The 23,318-nt window shown below is 36.2% G+C and carries 25 protein-coding genes and 1 pseudogene; 8 read left to right on the top strand and 18 right to left on the bottom strand.

Annotated features, from left to right (window positions below; genetic code table 11):
- Window positions 1-2 precede the first annotated feature (2 nt).
- From GOQ16_RS12865 to miaB, 3 genes are read right to left on the bottom strand one after another with little or no spacing between them, the layout of a single operon-like run.
- Window positions 3-527: an LptE family protein gene (locus GOQ16_RS12865; RefSeq protein WP_160069651.1), complete on the bottom strand. Its 525-nt coding sequence runs from the start codon at window positions 525-527 to the stop codon at window positions 3-5.
- A gap of 11 nt (window positions 528-538) precedes the next feature.
- A complete protein-coding gene (locus GOQ16_RS12860; protein WP_160069650.1) occupies window positions 539-1,810 on the bottom strand; it encodes a sigma 54-interacting transcriptional regulator in 1,272 nt (423 codons plus the stop codon).
- 19 nt (window positions 1,811-1,829) lie between these two features.
- The gene (miaB, locus tag GOQ16_RS12855) at window positions 1,830-3,263 is read right to left on the bottom strand and encodes a tRNA (N6-isopentenyl adenosine(37)-C2)-methylthiotransferase MiaB (protein ID WP_160069649.1); all 1,434 of its coding nucleotides are present in this window, start codon (window positions 3,261-3,263) and stop codon (window positions 1,830-1,832) included.
- 140 nt (window positions 3,264-3,403) lie between these two features.
- Here miaB and GOQ16_RS12850 point away from each other — a divergent pair, with 140 nt between their 5' ends.
- Window positions 3,404-4,309: a Ppx/GppA phosphatase family protein gene (locus GOQ16_RS12850; RefSeq protein ID WP_160069648.1), complete on the top strand. Its 906-nt coding sequence runs from the start codon at window positions 3,404-3,406 to the stop codon at window positions 4,307-4,309.
- 60 nt (window positions 4,310-4,369) lie between these two features.
- Here the strand turns inward: GOQ16_RS12850 and GOQ16_RS12845 are convergent, their stop codons facing one another.
- The 9 genes from GOQ16_RS12845 to mutY all read right to left on the bottom strand — a co-directional run bounded on the left by GOQ16_RS12845 (window position 4,370) and on the right by mutY (window position 11,463).
- The gene (locus tag GOQ16_RS12845) at window positions 4,370-5,059 is read right to left on the bottom strand and encodes a YiaD family glycine zipper/OmpA-like lipoprotein (RefSeq protein ID WP_160069647.1); all 690 of its coding nucleotides are present in this window, start codon (window positions 5,057-5,059) and stop codon (window positions 4,370-4,372) included.
- Between the two features lie 99 nt (window positions 5,060-5,158).
- Window positions 5,159-5,884 carry a hypothetical protein gene (locus GOQ16_RS12840; protein ID WP_160069646.1) on the bottom strand — a complete coding sequence of 242 codons (726 nt, stop codon included), beginning with the start codon at window positions 5,882-5,884 and terminating at the stop codon, window positions 5,159-5,161.
- 96 nt (window positions 5,885-5,980) lie between these two features.
- Window positions 5,981-6,382, bottom strand: coding sequence for a hypothetical protein (locus tag GOQ16_RS12835; RefSeq protein ID WP_160069645.1), 402 nt, complete (start codon window positions 6,380-6,382; stop codon window positions 5,981-5,983).
- Between the two features lies 1 nt (window position 6,383).
- Complete coding sequence (gene rlmD, locus GOQ16_RS12830; protein WP_160069644.1) at window positions 6,384-7,790, bottom strand: 23S rRNA (uracil(1939)-C(5))-methyltransferase RlmD; 1,407 nt, start codon at window positions 7,788-7,790, stop codon at window positions 6,384-6,386.
- Window positions 7,791-7,844: 54 nt separating this feature from the next.
- Window positions 7,845-8,420, bottom strand: a complete 576-nt coding sequence (locus GOQ16_RS12825) for a TetR/AcrR family transcriptional regulator (protein WP_149914523.1) — start codon at window positions 8,418-8,420, stop codon at window positions 7,845-7,847.
- Between the two features lies 1 nt (window position 8,421).
- Window positions 8,422-8,796 carry a Rieske (2Fe-2S) protein gene (locus GOQ16_RS12820; RefSeq protein ID WP_160069643.1) on the bottom strand — a complete coding sequence of 125 codons (375 nt, stop codon included), beginning with the start codon at window positions 8,794-8,796 and terminating at the stop codon, window positions 8,422-8,424.
- A 30-nt stretch (window positions 8,797-8,826) separates the two neighbouring features.
- A complete protein-coding gene (pheS, locus tag GOQ16_RS12815) occupies window positions 8,827-9,864 on the bottom strand; it encodes a phenylalanine--tRNA ligase subunit alpha (RefSeq protein ID WP_160069642.1) in 1,038 nt (345 codons plus the stop codon).
- Between the two features lie 64 nt (window positions 9,865-9,928).
- On the bottom strand, window positions 9,929-10,390 hold the full coding sequence (locus tag GOQ16_RS12810; RefSeq protein ID WP_149914520.1) for a single-stranded DNA-binding protein: 462 nt from the start codon (window positions 10,388-10,390) through the stop codon (window positions 9,929-9,931).
- Between the two features lie 14 nt (window positions 10,391-10,404).
- Entirely contained in the window at window positions 10,405-11,463 is a 1,059-nt protein-coding gene (mutY, locus tag GOQ16_RS12805; protein WP_160069641.1) for an A/G-specific adenine glycosylase, read from the bottom strand.
- A 151-nt stretch (window positions 11,464-11,614) separates the two neighbouring features.
- Between mutY and GOQ16_RS12800 the strand changes: the two genes are divergently transcribed.
- From GOQ16_RS12800 to GOQ16_RS12790, 3 genes are all read left to right on the top strand, one after another.
- On the top strand, window positions 11,615-12,469 hold the full coding sequence (locus GOQ16_RS12800; RefSeq protein ID WP_160069640.1) for a M23 family metallopeptidase: 855 nt from the start codon (window positions 11,615-11,617) through the stop codon (window positions 12,467-12,469).
- Window positions 12,470-12,562: 93 nt separating this feature from the next.
- Window positions 12,563-14,026 carry a WG repeat-containing protein gene (locus GOQ16_RS12795; protein WP_160069639.1) on the top strand — a complete coding sequence of 488 codons (1,464 nt, stop codon included), beginning with the start codon at window positions 12,563-12,565 and terminating at the stop codon, window positions 14,024-14,026.
- 63 nt (window positions 14,027-14,089) lie between these two features.
- Window positions 14,090-14,476 carry a hypothetical protein gene (locus GOQ16_RS12790; protein WP_160069638.1) on the top strand — a complete coding sequence of 129 codons (387 nt, stop codon included), beginning with the start codon at window positions 14,090-14,092 and terminating at the stop codon, window positions 14,474-14,476.
- A gap of 28 nt (window positions 14,477-14,504) precedes the next feature.
- Here GOQ16_RS12790 and trmB read toward each other — a convergent pair whose 3' ends face one another.
- The 4 genes from trmB to GOQ16_RS12770 form a co-directional block, all read right to left on the bottom strand.
- A complete protein-coding gene (gene trmB / locus GOQ16_RS12785; RefSeq protein ID WP_160069637.1) occupies window positions 14,505-15,158 on the bottom strand; it encodes a tRNA (guanosine(46)-N7)-methyltransferase TrmB in 654 nt (217 codons plus the stop codon).
- A gap of 143 nt (window positions 15,159-15,301) precedes the next feature.
- Window positions 15,302-15,817, bottom strand: a complete 516-nt coding sequence (locus GOQ16_RS12780; RefSeq protein WP_160069636.1) for a hypothetical protein — start codon at window positions 15,815-15,817, stop codon at window positions 15,302-15,304.
- Window positions 15,801-16,280 carry a hypothetical protein gene (locus tag GOQ16_RS12775; protein WP_192922530.1) on the bottom strand — a complete coding sequence of 160 codons (480 nt, stop codon included), beginning with the start codon at window positions 16,278-16,280 and terminating at the stop codon, window positions 15,801-15,803. Before GOQ16_RS12775 ends, GOQ16_RS12780 begins: the two co-directional genes overlap by 17 nt.
- A gap of 73 nt (window positions 16,281-16,353) precedes the next feature.
- The gene (locus tag GOQ16_RS12770) at window positions 16,354-16,623 is read right to left on the bottom strand and encodes a YtxH domain-containing protein (RefSeq protein ID WP_149914871.1); all 270 of its coding nucleotides are present in this window, start codon (window positions 16,621-16,623) and stop codon (window positions 16,354-16,356) included.
- A gap of 207 nt (window positions 16,624-16,830) precedes the next feature.
- Between GOQ16_RS12770 and GOQ16_RS12765 the strand changes: the two are divergent.
- Window positions 16,831-17,916 (top strand): annotated as a pseudogene (locus GOQ16_RS12765) (YifB family Mg chelatase-like AAA ATPase); the annotation flags it as partial.
- A gap of 142 nt (window positions 17,917-18,058) precedes the next feature.
- Here GOQ16_RS12765 and GOQ16_RS12760 read toward each other — a convergent pair.
- Window positions 18,059-18,832 (bottom strand): helix-turn-helix domain-containing protein, encoded by a 774-nt coding sequence (locus GOQ16_RS12760; RefSeq protein ID WP_160069634.1) that lies wholly within the window; start codon window positions 18,830-18,832, stop codon window positions 18,059-18,061.
- Window positions 18,833-19,289: 457 nt separating this feature from the next.
- Entirely contained in the window at window positions 19,290-19,880 is a 591-nt protein-coding gene (locus GOQ16_RS12755; protein WP_160069659.1) for a recombinase family protein, read from the bottom strand.
- A 453-nt stretch (window positions 19,881-20,333) separates the two neighbouring features.
- Between GOQ16_RS12755 and GOQ16_RS12750 the strand changes: the two genes are divergently transcribed.
- From GOQ16_RS12750 to GOQ16_RS12740, 3 genes are all read left to right on the top strand, one after another.
- The gene (locus GOQ16_RS12750) at window positions 20,334-21,359 is read left to right on the top strand and encodes a type IV toxin-antitoxin system AbiEi family antitoxin (protein ID WP_160069633.1); all 1,026 of its coding nucleotides are present in this window, start codon (window positions 20,334-20,336) and stop codon (window positions 21,357-21,359) included.
- Window positions 21,349-22,122, top strand: coding sequence for a nucleotidyl transferase AbiEii/AbiGii toxin family protein (locus tag GOQ16_RS12745; RefSeq protein WP_160069632.1), 774 nt, complete (start codon window positions 21,349-21,351; stop codon window positions 22,120-22,122). The genes GOQ16_RS12750 and GOQ16_RS12745 overlap by 11 nt, the downstream gene beginning before the upstream one ends.
- A 94-nt stretch (window positions 22,123-22,216) precedes the next feature.
- A complete protein-coding gene (locus tag GOQ16_RS12740; RefSeq protein ID WP_160069631.1) occupies window positions 22,217-23,242 on the top strand; it encodes a BT4734/BF3469 family protein in 1,026 nt (341 codons plus the stop codon).
- The last annotated feature ends 76 nt before the right edge of the window (window positions 23,243-23,318 follow it).

The following is a 23,318-nucleotide window of genomic DNA, read 5'->3' as shown; positions in this document are numbered from 1 at the left end:
AATTACCAGTTAGCAAAAGCGCGATTGTAAATATCCTCAGTTAACATATCTATAATTTCCTTATTTAAATCAGCTTCAAAACGTGTAACATCTGAGCCTGGAAATTCTTTAAACTGAGAAAAACTATCTTCAAAATCACTTTCCCCAGTCTGATCTAACTTATTGGTGTATTTTACTTTAATAGTTATTGTTAGTCTACTGTTTTGAGCACGATCGTTATTTCCTGCACCAACAGAAGCAGGTGTGATGGTATATCCTGTAATTGTTCCTTCGAAAATCGCATCGCCATCAGCATTAACTTGACTTAATGTAGATTGCGTACGGATACGTTCTTTCAATCTTTCTGTTAGATTTTGGCTTAATGTGGTATACACCATAGGCGCCAAGTTCTCGAAATATAGAACCGAATAAGTCTTCATGTCCTTGGGAATCGATCCTCCTGTAAAACTATATATACCACAGCTCACTGTCAACAGACTCAAAAACGCGCATATTACTACTTGCAATTTTAATCGAATACGATACATAAATGATAGTTCTATTCTAAGTTTAAGTCTTTAATTTTTCTATACAAAGTTCGCTCAGAAATGCCCAATTCTTGTGCTGCAGCTTTACGCTTGCCTTTGTGCTTTTTTAGTGCTTTTTTTATAAGATCAGATTCTTTATCCACTAAAGATAATGATTCTTCGACTTCTTCCGCATCCTGTGTGTCTAATGATACATAATTAGATGAAGAAGATTGGTTATTTGCCGATGGATTATGAATAATCGTTGGTGTCACTCCCATTTCTTCATGAGCAAACAATTGCGCTGGCACCGGTTTTACTTCATTGTAGAGCTGATTGATATATTGCGAATTTTCATCGAAAGAAGATGGATTAACCCCATTTTGAAGCAATTCTACCACCAATTTCTTTAAATCGACCATATCTTTTTTCATATCAAAAAGAACTTTGTACAGAATATCTCTTTCAGAAAAGTCTTCTTTTGATTGATCTTTGACGAACACAGGTAATGAAGACTGTGAAGGTTCTACTGGAATATAACGACTTAAAATTGCCGCATCCAATGTTCTTTCCTTTTCTAAAATAGCAATTTGCTCCGCTACGTTTTTCAATTGGCGTACATTACCTGGCCATGAAAAGTTTGCTAACAATTCCTGTGCCTCAGGTGTTAATTGCACACTTGGTGTTCTGTATTTATCTGCGAAATCCACAACAAACTTTCGAAAAAGTAAAAATATATCTTCTTTACGTTCACGAAGTGATGGAATACGCAATGGAACTGTATTTAGTCGGTAGTATAGATCTTCTCTAAATTTCCCTTTTTGCACCGCATTATAGACATCCACATTTGTTGCTGCTACGACACGTACATTTGTCTTTTGGACTTTAGAAGATCCGACACGAATATATTCACCAGATTCTAGAATCCGCAACAAACGTGCTTGCGTATTCAATGGCATTTCACCTACCTCATCCAAAAAGATAGTACCACCGTCTACAACTTCAAAATATCCTTTGCGTGCTTCGTGTGCACCCGTGAAAGAACCTTTCTCATGACCAAATAGTTCAGAGTCAATTGTTCCTTCGGGAATAGCGCCACAATTCACCGCGATAAAAGGCCCATGCTTACGCGCACTCAATTGATGTATAATATGCGAAAAAACTTCTTTTCCTGATCCACTTTCACCCTGAATCAGAACAGATATATCCGTCGGTGCAACTTGTCTCGCAATATCAATAGCACGATTAAGCAACGGTGAGTTACCAATAATACCAAATCTATTTTTGATGTTTTGAATATCCAAAGTAACTTCCCCCTATTAATTAGTCAACAATTTTACCTTTTAATGTAGCAGATGTACAGCTTTCGCCGATTACATTTACATAATCACCTACTTTGTAACGAGGGTCCACAGGAAATACAAGCATTGCATTCTGATCGTTACGACCGCAATAATCTAGATCTGAACGTTTAGAAAAACCTTCTATTAGAACTTTATGTACTTTACCAACATGTTGGGTCATACGTTCTAAACTGTGAATTTGCTGCTTATCAACTACTTCAGTAAGTCGTCTTTTCTTCACTTCCTCAGGAATATCATCTTCGTAGCGTTTTGCCGCTAAAGTCCCTGGACGTTCCGAATATGCAAACATATATGCGAAGTCATACTTCACATAGTCCATCATAGATAATGTCTCAGCATGTTCTTCTTCTGTCTCCGTACAAAAACCTGTGATTACGTCGGTAGAAATAGCACAATCTGGCATAATACGACGAATCGCATCAACACGCTCCATATACCATTCTCTATCATATGTACGGTTCATAATCTCCAATACACGTGAATTACCTGATTGTACAGGTAAGTGAATATACTTACAGATGTTTTCATATTTCGCCATCGTGTACAATACCTCATCGGTAATATCCTTTGGATGAGAAGTAGAAAAACGAATGCGCAATTCAGGACTTACCTGAGCAACTAATTCCAATAAGTTCGCGAAATTAATAGTCTGTAAAGGCTCTTGTCCTTCCTCTACTTTTGGGGTGTATTTGTATGAGTCAACATTTTGACCCAATAAAGTTACTTCTCTATAACCTGCATTGAATAACTCTTGTGCTTCCTTCACAATAGAAACCGCATCACGGCTGCGCTCACGACCACGTGTAAACGGAACTACACAGAATGAACACATATTATCACAACCACGCATGATTGATATAAATGCCGATACGCCATTCGAATTCAAACGAACAGGGCTAATGTCTGCGTAAGTTTCTTCGCGTGATAATAAAACATTGACTGCCTTATTACCATCTTCTACTTTATTAATTAAGTTAGGAAGATCGCGGTAAGCATCAGGGCCTACAACTACATCTACTAATTTCTCTTCTTCTAAAAATTTAGATTTTAAACGTTCGGCCATACAACCCAACACACCTACTACCAGACCTGGGTTTTTAGCTTTGGCAGCTTCGAATTCTTTCAAACGTTTTCTAACACGTTGTTCTGCATTCTCACGAATAGAACAAGTATTAATAAACACTACATCAGCTTCTTTGTAATCTTTTGTAGTTTCGAATCCTTGATCAATTAAAATAGACGCTACAATCTCACTATCAGAGAAATTCATCTGACATCCGTAACTCTCAATATATAATTTTCTACCATCAGCTTTCCCTGTAGGAGCAAGCTCCACTGCTTCACCTTGGCGAGCCTCGTCGTGCGTTTTAGTAGTATGCAATAAATCTAACATAGCTTAATATAAAAGACTACAAAGTTATAAATAATATTTCACAATGAGTGACAGTTTGTCAGAAGGTTTAACACTTATTATGTAAAAATAATGTACAATTAATCAAAACAAATTACCTTAGTACAAGAATAAAAAATTACATGAGAATAGCTGCAATAGACCTTGGTTCGAATACTTTTCATTTGTTAATAGCGGAGTACAATTCCAGCCAAATTGATATTATTTACAAGACGAATAAACCTGTTCGACTAAGTGAAAATATCACACAATACAACCGTATCATCCCTGCTGCATTTGAGCGTGGAAAAGCATGTTTGGAGGAGTACAAAACTATAATGGACGAGTTTAAAGTAGAAAAAATGCATGCGGTGGCAACTTCAGCAATTCGTAGTGCTACAAATGGCCAAGAATTTATCGAGCAAGTAAAACTCTCTACGGGAATAGAAATACAAATTATTTCTGGTCAGGAAGAAGCCTCTCTTATTTATGAAGCCGTAAAAGTAAGCGGTGCGATTGACGGGAGAACGTTGATTATGGATATTGGTGGCGGGAGCACAGAGTTTATATTTTGTGATGAAAATAAGGCCTATTGGAAAAAAAGCTTTGATATAGGAGCAGCACGATTAATGCAAAAATTTTGGACAAATGATCCTATTTCAAACGGTGAGTTGAAAACACTACACGAATATTTAGATGAAACTTTAAGAGAATTAGTTGAATTCAATAAAGGTTTTAAGGCTCGAACGCTAGTAGGTTCAGCAGGCGCATTTGAAACCTTTTTGGAGATGTCTGATTCATCCATCTCAAGTACTAACTTAAAAAGCGCAACACTAAACATAAATCAATACAAGAAATTGAGTGAGAAACTTAAGCTTTCCACACACGAAGAGCGAACTCATATGCCCAATCTTATTCCTTTACGCGTAGATATGATTGTGATGGCGTGTGTGCTAACAGATTATATTTTAAATGAATTAAAAATTCAAGATTTACGCATGACGACTTATGATTTAAAGTACGGCGTATTGCACAAAATTGTAAATTAATAGCACAAAAAAGCGTTGGAATTCCCAACGCTTTTGAATCTTTAGCATAAGCTAACAATATTATAAACCAGCTTCTTTCTTAGCTGCTTCTTGCATTTTTTTACTTGCAACAATAACAACCTCTACACGACGGTTTTCAGCACGTCCAGCATCTGTATCATTTGATGCTATAGGCTCTGCAAAGTTTTTACCTTCAGTTCTAACGCGTGAACCAGCTAAACCTTGAGACACTGCGTAATCTCTTACTGCTTTAGCTCTTGCTTCTGACACTTTTTGGTTTGCAGATAAAGAACCTACATTATCTGTGTGACCTAAAACTAAAATTTCAGTATCTGGCTCTTTGTTTAATGTCTCTACTAATTTTGCAACATTTGATTTAGCATTGCTTTTTAAAGCAGAACTGTTGAAATCAAATAAAATACCAGAATCGAATTTCACCAAAATACCTTCACCAACTTGCTCTACTTCAGCACCAGCTACAGTATTTTCGATTTCTTTAGCTTGCTTATCCATTTTCTTACCGATCAAAGTACCAGCAGCACCACCGATTACAGCACCAGCAATAGCACCTACAGCTGTATTACCTGCTTTATTACCAATCAATGCACCTATACCAGCGCCAGCTGTTGTACCAATAACCGCACCTTTAGTTGTGCTGTTTGTATTTTGGATAGTTTCACAACTTGCTAACAACATCGCAGAAGTGGCTAAAGATAGACCATAAACTGCTAATTTTCTATTCACTTTCATAATCTTATATTCTAATATTCTAATCTTGTATTTATTATACTATACACTATACAAAGCTAATGCCAATTAGTTTTAAAAGACAATAAAAATATTTAAAAATTAATTCTGAGTTGGAATATCTAGTTTTGGCAACTTTTCCGGAGCAGGTCGACCTTTAGTATCCCACTCCTTAAATGATTTTGTAATATAATTTAACAAATCATATTGACCCCAGCTTGTTGCTTGCGCATGACCGGGTCTATACAATTCCATGAAATGCTCTAAATCTTGACCTTCTAATCCTGTAGTGGATGAAACAATCGTTTTGTTGAAAATTCGATCAATTGCGATTGCGTCTAATTCTCTATCCATGAATTTTTCAAAGCGTTTCATGTTTTTAGCTTCACGCCCAAATAGATTATACAAAGCTGTGGCTGGACTCCCTAAATAAGTACCAACAGAATTTTTACCTCCGTTATAAATTCCTTTTTTAGAATAATCGCGCAAGATGTCCTCCATTTCTTGCTGACGTGTCCGACGAGCCACAACTACCTCTTCAATACTTAATCCTGGTTGCATCTCCAATACAATATCTTCCATCGTATAAAGTACAGTCTTTAAAGGACCATACCCAACTTTGGTAAAAGATAGACTATCTCCGATAGCTGCTTCAATATAAAATACCCCAAAATTATTAGTCGTAACCGCGCGTTTAGTACGCAAATTGGTCACGTTTACATCCACAAGACGTTTCCCGTCATTTTTTTCCAAGATAATCCCAGATACTTTAGGCAAATCAGAAACCTGTGCTTTTACTAGTTGAAATAGTATAAGCAGTGGAATCATTAAAGTAATTTTTTTAAAATTTATAATCATTTGCATCTAAAGTAAACAAATATTGGACTACGTTTTGTTAAAAAGTATTAAAGAATCCGTGAAATTTTATTTATAAGGATAGAAAACAAAATTTGCACCTTCGGGCACTACCACGAAAAGACACATAAAATCTTCCGATTTTTTGTATGTTTTTTCAAAACTTGATTTTTTATAATTCTTAATTACACCGCGCTCTACAAATTCTTCAAGTGAAGATGCATAAATAGACCAATTTGTATTTAATTCATTTCTATCGAGAATTATTTCACCCAATGAAACTTCGTGTTGTGTCGCTATAAATATTGGAAATAAGGTGTAACCTTCGGCTACCATTTCTGTTGAAATTTCCTTGATAGATTCGCTATAAAAATCCAAATCAACTTTCAGACTTTGTAAAGGACTACTTTTTTTAGGCTCCTGTCCCTCTTCCCCTGAATTTGCTGCTGATAATAAATCTGATAAATCCATATTATCTCAATTTTAATAAAACCACATTTTCTACGTGTTGTGTTTGTGGGAACATGTCCACAGGCTTGATGCGTACAACATCATATTTTGCGGCAAGAATTTCCAAATCACGAGCTTGTGTAGCCGCATTACAACTCACATAAACTACTTTTGGCGCTTCCATTTCCAAAATACGGTTTACTACATCAGCGTGCATACCGGCTCTTGGTGGATCTGTGATGACTACATCGGGGTTTCCATGTGCAGCAATAAATTCCGAAGTCAAAACATCCTTCATATCTCCAGCATAGAACTTGGTATTGTTAATACCATTGATCTGTGAATTGATTTTCGCATCTTCAATTGCCGTAGGCACGTATTCAACACCGACAACTTCTTTCGCTTGACGTGCCACGAAATTGGCAATAGTACCAGCTCCAGTATATAAATCGTAAACCAACTCGTCGCCTTTTAATTCGGCAAAATCACGTGTGATTTTGTATAACTCATAGGCTTGAGCAGAATTTGTTTGATAAAAAGATTTTGGCCCAACTTTAAATTTCAGACCTTCCATTTCCTCATAGATAAAGTCACGACCTTTGAAAGTATGAATATCTTGATCAAAAATGGTGTCGTTACGCTTCTGATTAATGATATATAATAATGAAGCTATTTCTGGGAATTTCTCCGCAATAAAGTTCATCATTAATTCTACTTGACCTTCTTCTGGATAAGCGAATACCACGACTACCATCACTTCTCCTGTAGAGGAAGTACGGATTATTAGATTGCGTAAAGCGCCTTCGTGCTGACGCAAATCATAGAATGACATGCCTTGCTCAATCGCAAAATCACGAACCGAATTACGAATATTATTCGAAGGGTCTTGTTGCAAAAAGCAATGATCAATGTCCAAAATTTTATCAAAACGACCAGGAACATGGAAGCCCAAAGCATTTAGATCTTCTGGTTGAACCTCTTCGTCACGATTAGTTAACCATCTTTTATTGGAGAAAGTATACTCAAGTTTGTTGCGGTAATATGTCGTTTCCGCAGAACCTAAAATTTCTTCCATGGAAACTGTGTCCACTTTTCCAATACGAGTCAATGCATTATCAACAGACTGTTGCTTAAATTTTAACTGCGCATCATAACTCATGTGTTGCCACTTGCAACCTCCACAAACACCAAAATGCGGACAGAAAGGCTCGATGCGATAAGGAGATGCTTGATTTATGTTTGTTACACGACCTTCTGCAAAATTCTTTTTCTTACGTTGCAATTCTACATCAACGACATCACCAGGAATAGCTTTTTCGATAAAAAGCACCAATTCCTCATGTCTTCCTACACCTTTACCCTCTTCAGCAATGTCGAAAATCTCAATATTTTGAAGTTGTTTTTTTTCTTGTGGTATTCTTCTGCCCATAGGGTACAAAAATACACTTTTTAATCACAATTTGGAACGTGATAAATAGCTCTACTAAGCGATTGTTGCCTGAACTAAATAAGGCAATATTTCTTTTTGGAAAGAAATGAAATTTTTGCGTACATCAGCTTCTGTCACTGCGGTAAATGCAAATGAAAAAACGATGTTTTTACTTGATTTTATTAAGAATGTTAACTTTTCTTCTGAAATAGTCGAGCCTATGAGTTCATTTTTAATAAAAGAACTTAACAGTAAAAATTCCAGATCGTCAGAAAGCGTTTTTAGGAACTCTTGCGCATTGGTAGATTCTCGAATAAATTCCCAGCCAACAAACTCGTTGCAAACCGTATATGTGACACGACTTACACGGAGAATCGTTTTACCCAAAAAAACAGATAAGTCTAAATCCTTTGTTGGCGTATTTAGGATATCTTCAACATTCTCCCGAATATAATCCATTAATACTTCATGAAGTATAAGCTCTTTGGAAGGAAATATTTTGTAAAATGTAGCTTTGGAGATACGCGCCTGCTTAGCCAATTCATTAACACTAGTCTTGTTGTAACCATATTTGCGAAACAAATCACGAGCCGCTTTTTTTATCGTTAAAACTACATCTTCTTGATTCATATCAATTTGTTATCACGTATAAATTACCGCTTTTACGGACTTGATAGCGTCTTAAAGAACACTCGGCTAAGTGTATAGGTGAACCATCCAATAATAACCATTTGGCTCCAGTCGACGGATCTACAATTTGTAGACCTTCTACCTCTACTTTGCTATTTGCGGATTCGGGCATGGTGCTACATCTGTCATAGGCAAGAACACCATTGCCAGAATTGAAAACAATCAAACCGCAACCGCCTCCATTTGCATAAGTCCAGGAGCTGGGAGCTGTTAATTCAAGGCTTTTTTCTAACGATAATGTCTCGTTTACTACACTATTTAAAACAACATTGCATCCTCCATCTTTGCAACTACTTAAAAGCAGTATTAAAATCAAGCATGCAATACTGTTTATATTTTTAATCATCTAAATGATTTCTGTTTCAAATTGGGATAAGAAACGTGTATCGTTCTCCGAGAACAAACGTAAATCCTTAATCTCGTATTTCAAGTTGGTTATACGTTCGATCCCCATACCAAAGGCAAAACCTGAATATTTCTTGCTGTCGATACCGCAGTTTTCCAACACATTTGGATCTACCATACCGCAACCTAAAATTTCAACCCACCCAGAACCTTTACATAAGTTACAACCAGCACCTTTACAGATAGAACAAGAAATATCCATTTCTGCTGAGGGCTCTGTGAACGGGAAATACGACGGACGGAAACGTACTTTAGTTCCCTGACCATACAACTCTTGCACGAAGTGAAATAAGGTCTGTTTCAAATCAGCGAAAGATACATTCTCGTCTACATACAAACCCTCTACTTGGTGGAAGAAACAGTGCGCACGCGCGGAAATAGCTTCATTACGGTATACACGTCCTGGCATGATAGCTCTGAAAGGTGGTTTACCAGCCTCCATCAAGCGTACTTGCACAGAAGATGTATGGGTACGCAATGCAATATCATTTCCATCTTGTTTTTTGATGAAAAATGTATCTTGCATATCACGAGCTGGATGCTCCGGAGGGAAGTTTAAGGCAGAGAAATTATGCCAATCATCTTCAATCTCTGGACCCTCCGCTACAATAAACCCTAGTTTTTTGAAAATCTCTACTATCTCTTTGCGCACTAGCGACAGGGGATGACGAGATCCTAATTGAAAACCTTCACCTGGTAGGGTTAAATCTTCTTCTTCGCGTTTATGAACTTTTGCAGAACCAGCAAACTGAGCCTGAGAATCTTGAAATTTAGCCTCTGCTAATTGTTTAAATTCGTTCAACACTTTACCCAAAACACGTTTCTCTTCTGATGAAACAGTTTTAAATTCTTCAAACAACTCTTTGACTATGCCTTTAGAAACTAAAAATTTTAATCTGAAATTCTCTACATCCGCAGCAGATGCAGGCGTAAATTGCTCAATTTCTTCGGTATACTGCGCTATTTTATCTTGCAACATAATGGCCAAAGATACGGCAAAAATTAAACTTTTAATGAAAGGTTACTCAAAAATATTCCTTCTATTAAAAAGGCAAACCGTCGTCTGTTTCATTCTCTGTGAAATCTACAGTTTGCTCTTGTGCTTGATTGTTGGTTGCAGCAGAAGTATTTGTATTGGTGGTTGAGGTTGTGTTATTATTTGTGCTTTCAAAATCTGATTTTCGACCTAATATATTAAAGCTCTCCGCTACGATTTCAGTGGTATAGCGTCTAACTCCTTCCTTATCTTCATAGGAACGTGTACGCAGTTTACCTTCAATATATACTAATCTTCCTTTAGTTAAATATTTGGCAGCCACATCAGCTAATCCCCGCCACATAACGATATTGTGCCATTCAGTTTGTTCGACTTTCTTTCCATCTTTATTAAAAGTTTCGGAGGTAGCTAATGGAAAACTTGCAACACTTACATTTCCTTCCAAATAACGTAATTCTGGATCTTTTCCCAAATGACCCACCAAGATAACTTTGTTAACGCTCGACATAATAATTCAGTGTTTTAATTGATTAGTTTTACAAAATACTTATTAATAAAAGAAAAAATAAGCTTGTGCTTAGCTAATTTATCTAAATTATCTGAATTATAATAATTCCACGATGGATTTTTTTTGACAAGATGCTTCTCATCTACAACACGATAAAATCTAGCGTAGATATTTTGATGACTCAAAATATGTTTAATCGGAAGACCAATTGGTGTAATTTCCGCGCCTTCAAAATGCGTTTTATAGGCCTCCAATTGTTGCAAATCACTTATTTCAATCTCTTGGTCGGTTTCAATTAAAGGGAATTCATACATATTTGCCCATACATCATCTTCACCGCGTTTGGTAAATACATAAGCTCCGTCCTTTTCGATTACGAAATAATTGAAATAGCGATTACGACTTGGTTTTCCTTTTGTCTTTATAGGTAGAGAAGCAACCCAATTTGTACTGCAAGCCACACAATCGAGACGCAGCATACAATTTTGACAATTTGGGGCTTTAGGTTTACAAACGGTAGCCCCAAAATCCATAATTGCCTGATTGTATAATCCGGGAAATTTGTCAGATATAACTTCATTAGCGATAGTAAGGAATTGCCTTTTACCTGCGGTGGAATTAATTGCTGTGTCAATTCCAAAATAGCGTGCCAGCACCCGGAAAACATTTCCATCCAAAACAGCTTTTTTTTGATTAATAGAGAATGAAGAAATGGCTGCTGCGGTATATTCTCCTACACCTGTAAGTGTGATTACATCCTCATACTTTGATGGAAAAACACCATCAAATTCAGTCATGACCGCTTTGGCAGCTTTATGCATATTCCGTACACGATAATAGTATCCTAGACCTTGCCATAAGCGCAAAAGATCCTCTTCATCTGCTTGCGCAAAATCTTTTACAGTTGGATATGCCTCCACAAATTTGTAAAAATACGGCATACCTTGTTCGACACGTGTTTGTTGTAAAATAATCTCCGACAACCATATAATATAGGGATTATTTGTCTGTCTCCAAGGTAGATCGCGACCATTTTTTCTATACCATTCAATCAACTGATCTGCTAACGTCATAAAACAAATATGGAGATAATTTAACAGTTTTTAACAACAACCTGTTGATTGTCAACAACAACAAGTTGACTATTAATCAAATAATTTTGTAATTTTGCAAGCATTCTTTTGTAAAACAAAACGATTAAACAATAACTAGTAAGGGAGAAGTATGTTTAAGAAAAAATCTGCTATACAAATTAGTATAGAAGGAAATAAGGACAAGAGTATAGAAATACCTACAATATTGTTAAAGTATTGGAGGCAAATCTTTGTATCTGTATTAGCAATTATAGTAACGCTAATAGGATCTATAGCTTATGTAGCCGCAATTAAAAAGACCGAAGACGTAAGTGCAAAGTATGAAGCTGCATTAGATAAAATAAATCAAAAAAATAAGAAACTAAATTCTTCACAGCAAGAAACACAGCAGGATATAATAGAAGCCAAAAAGTCTTTTATGAAAATTGATTCTACGATTGAAATCATTAATGGTAAAATGAAAAAACGTGGTATAAATACAAAATTGGCTTTTGAAAATACAGGTGGGCCTATTGAGAAAGATGAAGAAAATATAGCTTTATTAAGTGAGTATTATAATGAGTTATTGTTGAATGTAGAAAAGAAAATTGCAAGTATACCATTAGGTAAGCCCCATCATGGGCAAATTACATCACGTTATGGATACCGTGCAAATCCTTTTACTCGTCGTGGACGTGAAATGCATTCAGGTATTGATTTTAAAGGAAGAATGGGTGACCCTATCCGTGCTACTGCAGATGGAGTTGTTTCGTTTTCGGGCTACGAAGGTCAATATGGTTATGTTGTTAAAGTAAAACACAAACATGGCTACGAAACGCGCTATGCACATTTGGTACGAACACAAGTGAAAAAGGGACAACGAGTAGACGCTGGGGCAGTAGTTGGATTACTTGGCAATACAGGTCGTAGCACTGGACCACATTTGCATTATGAAATCCTTAAGGACAACAAAAAGATTAATCCAGAAAAATATTTCGAGTTATAAAAATCACAAAGCAGCCAATGGCTGCTTTTTTGTTAAAATATTATCTCAATGATTTAATTTAATTTCAACATATTTGTTGAAATTAAATTTCGCATGAAAAGATTTCTAGCACTAACATTTTTATTGGCAATAGGTTTATCTGGATTTTGCCAGTTACAAACATTCAAGATTGATTATAAATTTCTAATTGATTCATCCCTATTTCAACTAGATGCTGATGAGATGGATGAACAGCAAAAGATGTTAATGACAACAGCATCATTGCTATTAGCATTTCAAGATGGAGATAAACCCGTTGCTCAGGTTTGGGTAAATAAAGATTTTGTACGTTCTAAAACGAATTTATATGGTGAAAACTATGAAATCACTAACAAAGTAAATAATGAAAGTATTTTCATTTACCCTGAAATTCAACAATATTATATAAATACTACACCTGAAGATAAAGTATTAGACTTGGGTGAATCGATTAAACTTGCCTCTGAATTGCCTATTGAATTCATTGAAAATCAAGTAAGAACAATTAGTGGATATAGTTGCAAGTTAGCCGTAATTACAGCAGTAGAGGATGAAGAAACCCAAGCTAAAATACATGTATGGTATACTGAATCATTGCCTCCAGTGTATTGGGGAGAATATGCATATCTTAAAAATATTCCAGGAGCAGCATTGGAAATTTCTACATCAGGAATAGGCATTCAGGCATCAGAAATTCAGCTCGAAGCGGATTTGAACATATTTACTATCCCCCAAGAGTATACCCAAATCGACACGCCAATTGCTTCGGAAATCTTCTCATTTGGTGATGATGAATTTGATGAGTCTGAGAAATATAAAGAATTCTATCTAAATGACTCTCTTTCAGCATTTTTTGATGAAGACCTTCAATTATATGGTATTAAAGAGAGTGATGGCGATACACTGATAACGGCACAATTTACTAATATCAGCCCATTTGAAAATGGTCTAGCCATTGTATCAAATGAAAATAATGAATATGGAGCTTTAGATTTACAATTTAAACCTATTATACCACTAGAATATGAGTCTCTTAACTTTAACAGTGAAGATCAAACATTTATATTTTCTAAAAATGGAAAATATGGAATTCTAAGCTCAACTAATAATATTATTATTTCAAATGATTACGATTTTATCTCTTTTTTCAATAACAATAAAGCAATTGTAAGTAATGGAGATTTTTACGGAATTATTAATAGAGAAAATGAGGTTATTGTTCCTCTAGAATATGAGAATATAACTGAAGTTGTTGGTGATTATTTTGTTGTATTCACATCCAATGATGGATGTATTCTCTATACTTTAAAAGGTATTAAAAGAGCTTCATATGATTATATATCTAGCGCTTTTGCCGATGATATTTTTATTGTAATGGCGAATGGAAAATACGGGTATATAAATGGTGAAGGTAAGGTGATTATTCCAATTATCTATGACTATGTGAGTTCATTTTCGGATGGAATAGCTTCAGTATTACCTGCAGATTCAGATACTCCAGTTATCATTAACACAAAAGGAGAAATTGTACCAGAGTAATTTTTGTACTTTTGGTCAATGAAACAATCTTTTGAGATAAACACGCTACACAGGGGTAGATATATGCTTAGTTTTTTTTCGCTGTTGATTTTTGGTGGAATTATTTCATCACAAATACCAGCAACTGAAATAGCTAAAGTTGTAATTATACTATTTACAATTCCAATCATTCTGTTTTTATCAGTAAAATGGAGTAAAAATAAATCTGTATGGGAATTGACTGATGATGAGTTGCTTATTCACTTCGCAAATCGCACTGACAAATATCTGATGAAGGATATAGATCACATAAAAAGCCTAACGCGCTCAGGAGGTAATTTATATGTAATTCATTTCCTTAAAAAATATCCAAAGCGATACTGGAGAAATAAATTGTTTGCATCTGATGATGACAACTCATTATTACACGAGGCATTGACAGCGCACTCTGTGGAATATTATAAAATGTAAAAAAGCCTTTTGGCTTTTTTACATTTTACTATTTCTTAAACGTCCATTGGACATAATTAATATTCTTATCAACAGCTAAATATTTGCGCTCGTAATACGTTTTGATTGACAAAACATTGTCTACCAAATCCGATTTGTACAAATCTGTAGTCTCTTTAAATTTTGTAAGGCCTAAAGCTTCAATCTGCTCTAAAGTATAAGCATAAAACCCGTCATTATCGGTTTTCAAGTGCATAATCCCATCTTCTTTTAAAAGAAATTTATAACGTTCTAAGAAGTTAGGATTTGTTAAACGTTTTTTCTCACGGCTATCTTGTGGTTGTGGATCAGGGAAAGTAATCCAAATTTCTGAAACTTCATTCTCCGCAAAATGCGATAAAATAGTTTCAATCTGAATACGCAAGAAGCCAACATTCTTAATTCCTTCTTCTAATGCAGTTTTAGCACCGCGCCAAATACGATTACCTTTATAATCTATCCCAAGAAAGTTATACTCTGGGAACATCTTCGCAAGATTAACCGTATACTCCCCTTTTCCGCAAGCTAATTCCAAAATAACTGGTTTATCATTACCAAAGAATTTGGAAGCCCATTGCCCTTTATATTCAAATCCTGCATCCAGTTGCACTACATTTTCAAACGTGGCTACCTCTGCAAACTTTCTTAATTTATCCTTACCCATAACATTTATTAAGCCGCAAAAATAACCTTATGTTTGCAGTTATTCAACTATTTAGCATGTAATTTATAAGAAGTACCTATTGAAAAGCATATAAATTAAAAAATCCCTTTGTTAAAGGGATTCAATATTTTAAAATGCAAGATCTAATACGTTTCACTGTCGGGAGGAATACCAAAGTTGACTGTGTCTTGTTCTTCAATGGGTTTTATATTTTTATGCTTCTTCTTTGATTTTTTAGGACGGATATAATCCGCAATCTTACCAACAAAAGAATTCACTTTATCCTTGTTAATTTGCCCGACAGCGCCTTCAGATGCCAATAAAACCAATGACTTTTTAAGCCAGCCACTATTTTTTAACAAAGTACTATTTAATACTAATGGAAGTGCAAGCTTCGTAACTTTGGTTAACCAATCAGATTTTCCATCCGAAATATCTGCATGACTTTTATCTTTTCCCAAAGAAGAAAATAATCCTTTGACAAGACTTACTCCTGGAAGGTTTGAAGCTACTGCTCCAACTATGCGCGAAGGGGTTTGAACTTTATTTTTGAGAATTTTATATTGATCACCTAAGTAAAGCTCTTGCTCTCTTCGCAATCTACTAAGACGGACTAGCTCGCTTTTGAGCTCTTCAGCGTTATTAATATTTACTTTCATGATCTACTTCCTTTTCAAAAATATCCTTTACTGTAGTACTAGATCCCTCGGGAGCTTTGTATTCTTCCTTGTGCTGTGCTTCTTCGCGTTCCATTTCTGCGATGAAATCTTCTTCTTCATTCCACTTTCCAAGAAACTTTTTAATGGTCAAATCCATAAATTTAGCTTCTAACTTTGGTTCCACAGCACGAACAATCAATAGAAGGATTAAAAAGATTCCTCCTGTAACTAAAAAGCCAAGCGAATAGCTTCCCAATAACTCTCCCAACCAAAATCCTAAAGCTAACGACCAAAAGAAAATAATCGCCATGACAAGTCCCAGCTTCGATATATCCAGCACAATCGCTCCGATAATACGCGATGATTTGGAAATAGCTTTTAGCTTTAATATTTCCAGTTGTGTATCTAGGTATTCTTTTGACTTTTGAAAACTACCCGAAAAGGAAAATTTTTGTTCTTCCATCCATTAATTTATTATAAGCGAGAATTGTAGCAACATTTCTCGCTTTTATGATTATTAATTACAGAATTGCTAGTTACGCGTGTTCTACGATTTCATCGTCAATAATTTCTTCTGCCTTTGCTGCTTTAGATTTTACAGAAGCTAATACTTTTTCTTTTAAATCATTTAATTGATCGATTTGTTGCTCTGCACGCTCTTTGATCGCGTCTGCTAAATCAGCCAAAGAATCATTAATTTTATCGCGAGTCTCCGAACCTTTCTCTGGTGCAAACAATAATCCTAAAACTGCACCCGCCGCTAAACCAGCTAATAATGCTGTAACTACTTTTCCGCTGTCTTTCATTATCCGTTATATTAATTTTTTAAAATAAATCACTTACTATATAAACACTAAAACTCTCAAAACGTTTAAAAATAAAAATATTTTTTCTGCGCATTGTCAAAATAAGGTTTTTATTACAAATCATCAAAAACAAGACCAAAACCATTTTCAAATATCATTTAAATGCAAATAATTTTCTTTAAATTTAAACAACCAATTAATCACACTATGCTGGTAAAGACATTTGGTAGCGCCGTATATGGTATTGAAGCAACAACGATTACCGTAGAAGTAAATGTTTCTACAGGTACAAAATATTACATTGTTGGTCTTCCAGACAATGCCGTAAAAGAAAGTTTGCAAAGAATCGAAAGTGCCATTATGTCCATTGGTTATCGTATGCCACGACAAAAAATCGTAGTTAATCTCGCTCCTGCTGATATTCGTAAAGAAGGCTCATCCTACGATTTGTCTATCGCAATCGGTATTTTAGCCGCTTCTAACCAGATCAATTCAGAAGAATTAGAAAAGTACATCATTCTAGGCGAACTTTCATTAGACGGTGCAATTCAAACTATCAAAGGAGCTTTGCCTATTGCTGTTCAAGCGAAAAAAGATGGGTTTAGTGGAATTATACTTCCATCGGTAAATGCCAAAGAAGCAGCAATAGTTTCGGATTTAAATATTTATGGAATCGATAATCTACATGATGTAGTTGATTTCTTTGAGAAGAGAATTACTATTGCACCAACCTATGTCAATATTAATGAGGAATTCGAAAAGAATATCAATAGTTATGAGGTAGACTTTGCAGATGTAAAAGGGCAAGAAAATATCAAAAGAGCATTAGAAATTGCGGCAGCGGGTGGTCACAATGTGATTCTAATCGGCCCTCCAGGCGCAGGAAAGACAATGCTTGCTAAAAGGTTGCCGACTATTCTTCCACCGTTGACCATTGATGAATCATTAGAGACGACTAAAATTCATTCTGTCGCCGGCACCTTACCTACTGCAGAATCTCTAATGACTACACGCCCTTTCCGCAACCCGCACCATACCATTTCGGACGTTGCTCTAGTCGGCGGCGGAACTCACCCACAACCAGGAGAAATATCTCTAGCACATAATGGAGTCCTTTTTTTAGATGAATTACCTGAATTCAAAAGAACAGCTTTGGAAGTGATGCGTCAACCTTTAGAGTCTAGAAATATAACAATCTCGCGTTCTAAATTTACAGTAGATTATCCAGCGAGTTTTATGCTCATAGCTGCAATGAATCCATGTCGCTTTGATAAATACACTCACCCGAAAAAAGGTGGGTCAATCGTTCGAAATTTCAATCTTAGGGCACATTTTCAAATTTTGCATAAAGACCCTTTCCGTAGGACAGGGGTTCGTTGACATGTTGGTTTCATGTCTCAGATTGACAATGTTTCAATGAATAATTTATAGAAATTTAATACTTTATCTTGGAAAAACTATCTCCAAATACGGCCACTAGTTTTTCATTCATTTTTCTTGAAGGCAAACTCAATCCCTTTTCCCAAGCTCGTACAGTTGTAGCATCTACTTTCAAAAGACTTCCAAGAGCTCTAAAGCTAAACCCGTTTTTCCACCTATACGACCTTAGCAGATCGCAAAAGTTAGTTTCATTAAACGTAGTTCTATAAAAACCTAAAAAATGATGGATCCTGGGATAGTAAGTTATTTGTGGGCTGCTTCGATTGTTTTCCCAATAGGTTAAACAATCGGTACTCACCCCAAGAATTTTTGCCAACTCTGCTTGGGACAAATCGCTATCAATTCTCTTCTTTCTTAGATGTTCACCTATAGTCGTCGGATTTTGAGGGTAATTTTGATGGATAGGTTTGCGAAATTCCAGCTTAAAAAGTAAAGAAGGTAAAACGAAGGGCGAGTTGTGCTGGAATTTTCTATCTCCAAGGAGCTTCTGTAAATTGATAGAGAATTCAATACTAATATCATTTTTGCTGACTAAAATCTCCTTGGTTACGGTTTCTATTATAGATCGCTTTCTTGCGAATGCCATATCAGGCCAATTATACACAAGAAGTTGGATTTCATTGAATAGATCTTTTCCGAGTGCGATTTGGTCCATTTCAGAGTCCATTTCGGACCTTAGATTTTTCAAAAGTTCTTCTAGATTAGCAAGCTGTGTCTTTAGAAGATAGAAATTAGCTGTAAAATTTTCTTTTGTAATCTCACCATCCATTCTCATTTCCGTGCACCGATTTATCTTTGTTTCCAAAGTTGCTTTTTCACTTTTCGTCTCTTCTAATAAGGCTTGTTTTTTTACCGAGTAGACTATTAGAGTTTTCGTTGATTTTCGATAATTCGATGTTACTTAAGCAATCAGAAAGAAAGCCCCAAAACATTCCTTCAATGTCACTGATGGCAATTTTTACCCTACAGTCCTTACATTGGTAAATTTTGGTCCTTTTAACATACATTTTCTTCAAACAAGAACACTTCACGAATCCCGACAACAGGTACCTAGATTTTCTACCAGCGTATGAACTCCTACTCTCCTGTACGTCGAGTATGTAGTTTACTTTATTCCACATCTGTTCTGAAATGATTCGAGGACATTTAGTTATGACCCATTCATTTTTTTGCTTAAGTACAGTACACTTTCCCTCTTCTCCGGTTTTGGTATAGTTGGCCATCCGTTATCCTTTGGCAGTAGTATCCCTAAGCAACCTTGTTACAGTTGTGTCCGAAAACAAAGCCCCTTTACGAGTACAATAGCCGAGTTTGTTCAACTCATCAGCAGTCGTCTTCTTTCGTCGGGTTCGAAGGAAGATTTCACAAATCAACTTTCTAATAGGAGCTTCCGATTCATTTATTACATATTCTTTATTCCGCCAGGAATATCCGAATATAGCTTGGCCTCCCAATGGTTTGCCTAGTTTTGCACGAATAGGAATTGAAGAGGAAACTCGATTTGAGATTTCCTCACGTTCCCATTCCGCCATCGCAGATATGACAGTAAAAAAAAGCATCCCTGAGGGAGTACTAGTATCAATGTTTTCAGAGATTGAAACTAGATTTGCTTTGGCAGATTTGAATATGTCGGCGAGCTCCAAAAGTTCCTTTGTACTTCTTGCAAGACGTGATAGCTTAGAGAAGACCAGACCGTTGATTTCTCCGCTCCTAACATCTTTTAACATTCTCTTCGTTTCCGGATGTTCCATAACAGTCTTTCCACTGACTCCATCAAGACGATAGATCTTGACTAAATCCCAACCCTTAGCATTGATGTATTATTTAGCCCTTAGTTCATGGTGTTCTGGACTTTCATCCTTCACCTGTATGTCTGTGGATACACGTATCCATATTCCGACTCTTATGGAATCTTTCATTTTTTACGATTAAAATATAACATCTACCACTCAAGTTTGATATTTATTTCCAATATTTAAATAACAGTTCCTTACAATCCATAAGTAACACCTATTTTTAGTTCGTATATAAATTAAAAAAACCTAAATCTATCAAACAGTCATTCTTAAATATTAAGATTTTTTTCTATCATGTATGGTTTTGGCAATAATATATTTAATACGTAATTTCATTCAACTTTGTTCAATTAATATCCGTGTTCATGTTACATGAACATGTTTAAATTTTGAACAAAAAAAGTCGTTATATAGTAATACACGGAAAATGTTCATTATCTTTGAATGTTCACGATACATGAACACTCTAATATAATGAACATGAAAGAGCAAGATATACTAAAATCAGCACTAGCGAAATTCTCTGAAATGACAAGTATAACTGTGCGCATACTGGATAGAGAGCCTGTTGGCAAAAGGGAATATTACGATGCCGTTTTAGAACTCGAAAAAGGACAGCAGAATTGTATTTTAGAAGCCGAAATAAAAACCGAAGTGAGAACTGCAACACTGGACAATATTATCTCCAAGCAAAAGCAGACCGACGGAAAAAGGATAATGATTGCCAAATATATTCCGACTCCGATGAAAGAGGAACTTCGCAAGCACAATATATGCTATCTGGAAACCTCTGGAAACTGTTACATTGAAACGCATTCGATTTTTATTCTGATAAGCGACCAGAAAACAACGGAACCTAAATATAATGAAGACAATAAGTTGTGGGCACCGGCTGGCATCAAGTTTCTGTTTGCCGTGCTCATAGATCCAACAATATTGAATACATCTTATCGCAATATGGCATACACATCAAGTGTTGCGCTCGGGAATGTCGGAAATTTCATTTCGGAAATGAAAAGAGATAACTACGTTATTATGGGTACACGTAATAGTAAGCCTGTATTGTTATTGGACAATAGAACTTCATTGATAAACAAATGGTCGGACATGTATAGAACGGTACTGAGGCCGAAGCAAATGGTCGGAAGATTCCGCTTCAGTAAAAAAGAGGACCGCGCAAACTGGCAAGAACTCATAACACCCTATCAGGATATTTACTGGGGTGGTGAAACTGCAGGAGCTATCCTAACCGGGCATCTCGTTCCAGAGATATATACGATCTATTCTAATACAGATCGTTTCGAACTGATGAAAAACCTAAGGCTGATTCCAGACGCAAGTGGAGAGGTAGAAATTCTCCGACCATTTTGGAATGAGAGTACAATCACCGATACCAACAACACAGTTCCTCCAATACTGGCCTACGCGGAATTAATTAGTAGCCTAGATAGTCGCAATAGAGAAATAGCAGCACGAATAAAAGAAAAATATGTCGGATAATCACATACTATTACCATTGGTCTCTGAAATGTTAACAGAGATGAGCACGGTATGCTCCAAGTTTGGAATCGATTTCTATCTCGTAGGCGCCATAGCAAGGGATATACATCTATCCGCAAATGAAGAACTGTTATCAAAAAGGAGAACAAAAGATGTAGATTTGGCCATCACCATCAGTGATCAGGGTCAATATAACCAAGTCAAAGCTTCGCTTATAGCAACCGGCCTTTTTGAAGGTCATGAGAGTGAGGCAATCAAACTCATATACAAAAAGGGAATCGAAGTAGACCTTCTGCCATTCGGGGAGATAGAACAGCCCGATAGAAATGTGAGACTGACAGATCCAACTTTCGTACTGAACATGCCCGGATTCACCGAGGTCTATCCATTTGTCAAAGATCACGATTTAGGCAATGGTCAAATAATAAAGATCTGTACTATAGAAGGTATTATTCTTCTAAAACTCATTGCCAATGACGACAGACCTGAAAGGACTAAGGACATAGCAGATATAGACCACCTTATTCAAAGTTACTTTGACCTTAACGATGATGACATCTATATGCTGCACTACGATATCCTGGAACTTTACGACACCAACGACAATGACTACATCCAACTCGTCTGCTCAAGACTGATCGGGAGAAAGATAGGTCACATGCTTTCGCGATCGGGCGAGCTTGCAGATAGAGTCAGGAAAATACTAGCAAAAAGAGAAACAAACAGGTGGCATGCCATGCTAATGGGGTTGGGTGAGGATTAATCGACGCAACATGCTAGAACTGTGAAAAAACTCAGCTAAATTTTTCTACAGATTCTTAAATTTTAACTAACTTACATGGAAACCACGCAATAAAATGATCTCTAAAACGCTGTCTTCTATAACAACCTCTTTTCAGAAAAATTCTTGGAGCGATCTATCCGGTCTCTTAACTGTAGAAGAATGTCTTTTGCGAATAAAAACCGGAACATATAAAACGCAGGTTGACATTCTCAGAAAGTATCTCGCGGACGGTGATACCGAATATTATGATAGGGGGAAAAAAAATTTGCCTGCTGTTACATTTTCTGCAAGTTTCAACCAAAAAAGAAACAGATCATCAATATCGATCTATAACCAGCTACTCGTACTCGATTTGGATAAGCTATCGAAAAAATCGATGGAAGATTTAAAGTCTCATTTTAGAAGCAACTCCTATATTTTATCATTTTGGGAGTCGCCTTCTGGATCCGGCTTAAAAGGACTAATCAGTTTGGATTTCCCTTCAGATTTCCCTGTCGATGACATCAACTTCAAGCATACGTATGCTTTTAGAAAGATTCTTACCTATCTAAAAGAAAAATATGATATAGAGCTTGACAAGAGCGGAAGCGATGTCACGCGCTTATGCTTCTTTTCCTATGATCCTCATCTTTTTGTAAGAAACGAGAGCATTCCCTTCCGCATAGAATACGACGAAGCAGAAGCAGCAGTTGTAAAAGCCTCAGTCCGATCTGAAACCTACAGCTATGCTGCCGAACCCACTCAGAACCAAAAATTTAACGCAGCAGGAAAAAATAGTCAGCTAAATAGAACGGAGATCCAATCGATCACCAGATATCTTTCAAAAAAAGGGCTTTCCATAACAGGTAACTTTCATCATTGGTACCAAATTGCCTATGCGTTGGCAAATACATTCACGTATGAACTAGGAATGAAATATTTCATTGCACTCTCTAAGCTGGATGGAAATAAGTTTAATGAGGGGGCATGCCGAAATATGATAGACTACTGTTATGCAAATTCGATGGGAAATTTTACTTTTGCAAGTGTTATCTACTTCGCAAAACAAGTAGGTTACAAGGGAGAGAAAGAGGTACCTAAGGTGGAGGAAATGCTATGAAAACAGCAAAGTACCCTGCAAGTATTAACGGCCGTTCTGTGCACGACAAAGTTGAGAGGAGCTCTTATAGTTCAGT

Source organism: Sphingobacterium bovisgrunnientis (assembly GCF_009829085.1).
Taxonomy (GTDB): Bacteria; Bacteroidota; Bacteroidia; order Sphingobacteriales; family Sphingobacteriaceae; genus Sphingobacterium; species Sphingobacterium bovisgrunnientis.
The sequence above is the reverse complement of the archived record's forward strand: the minus strand, read 5'-3'. Positions and strand labels throughout refer to the sequence as shown.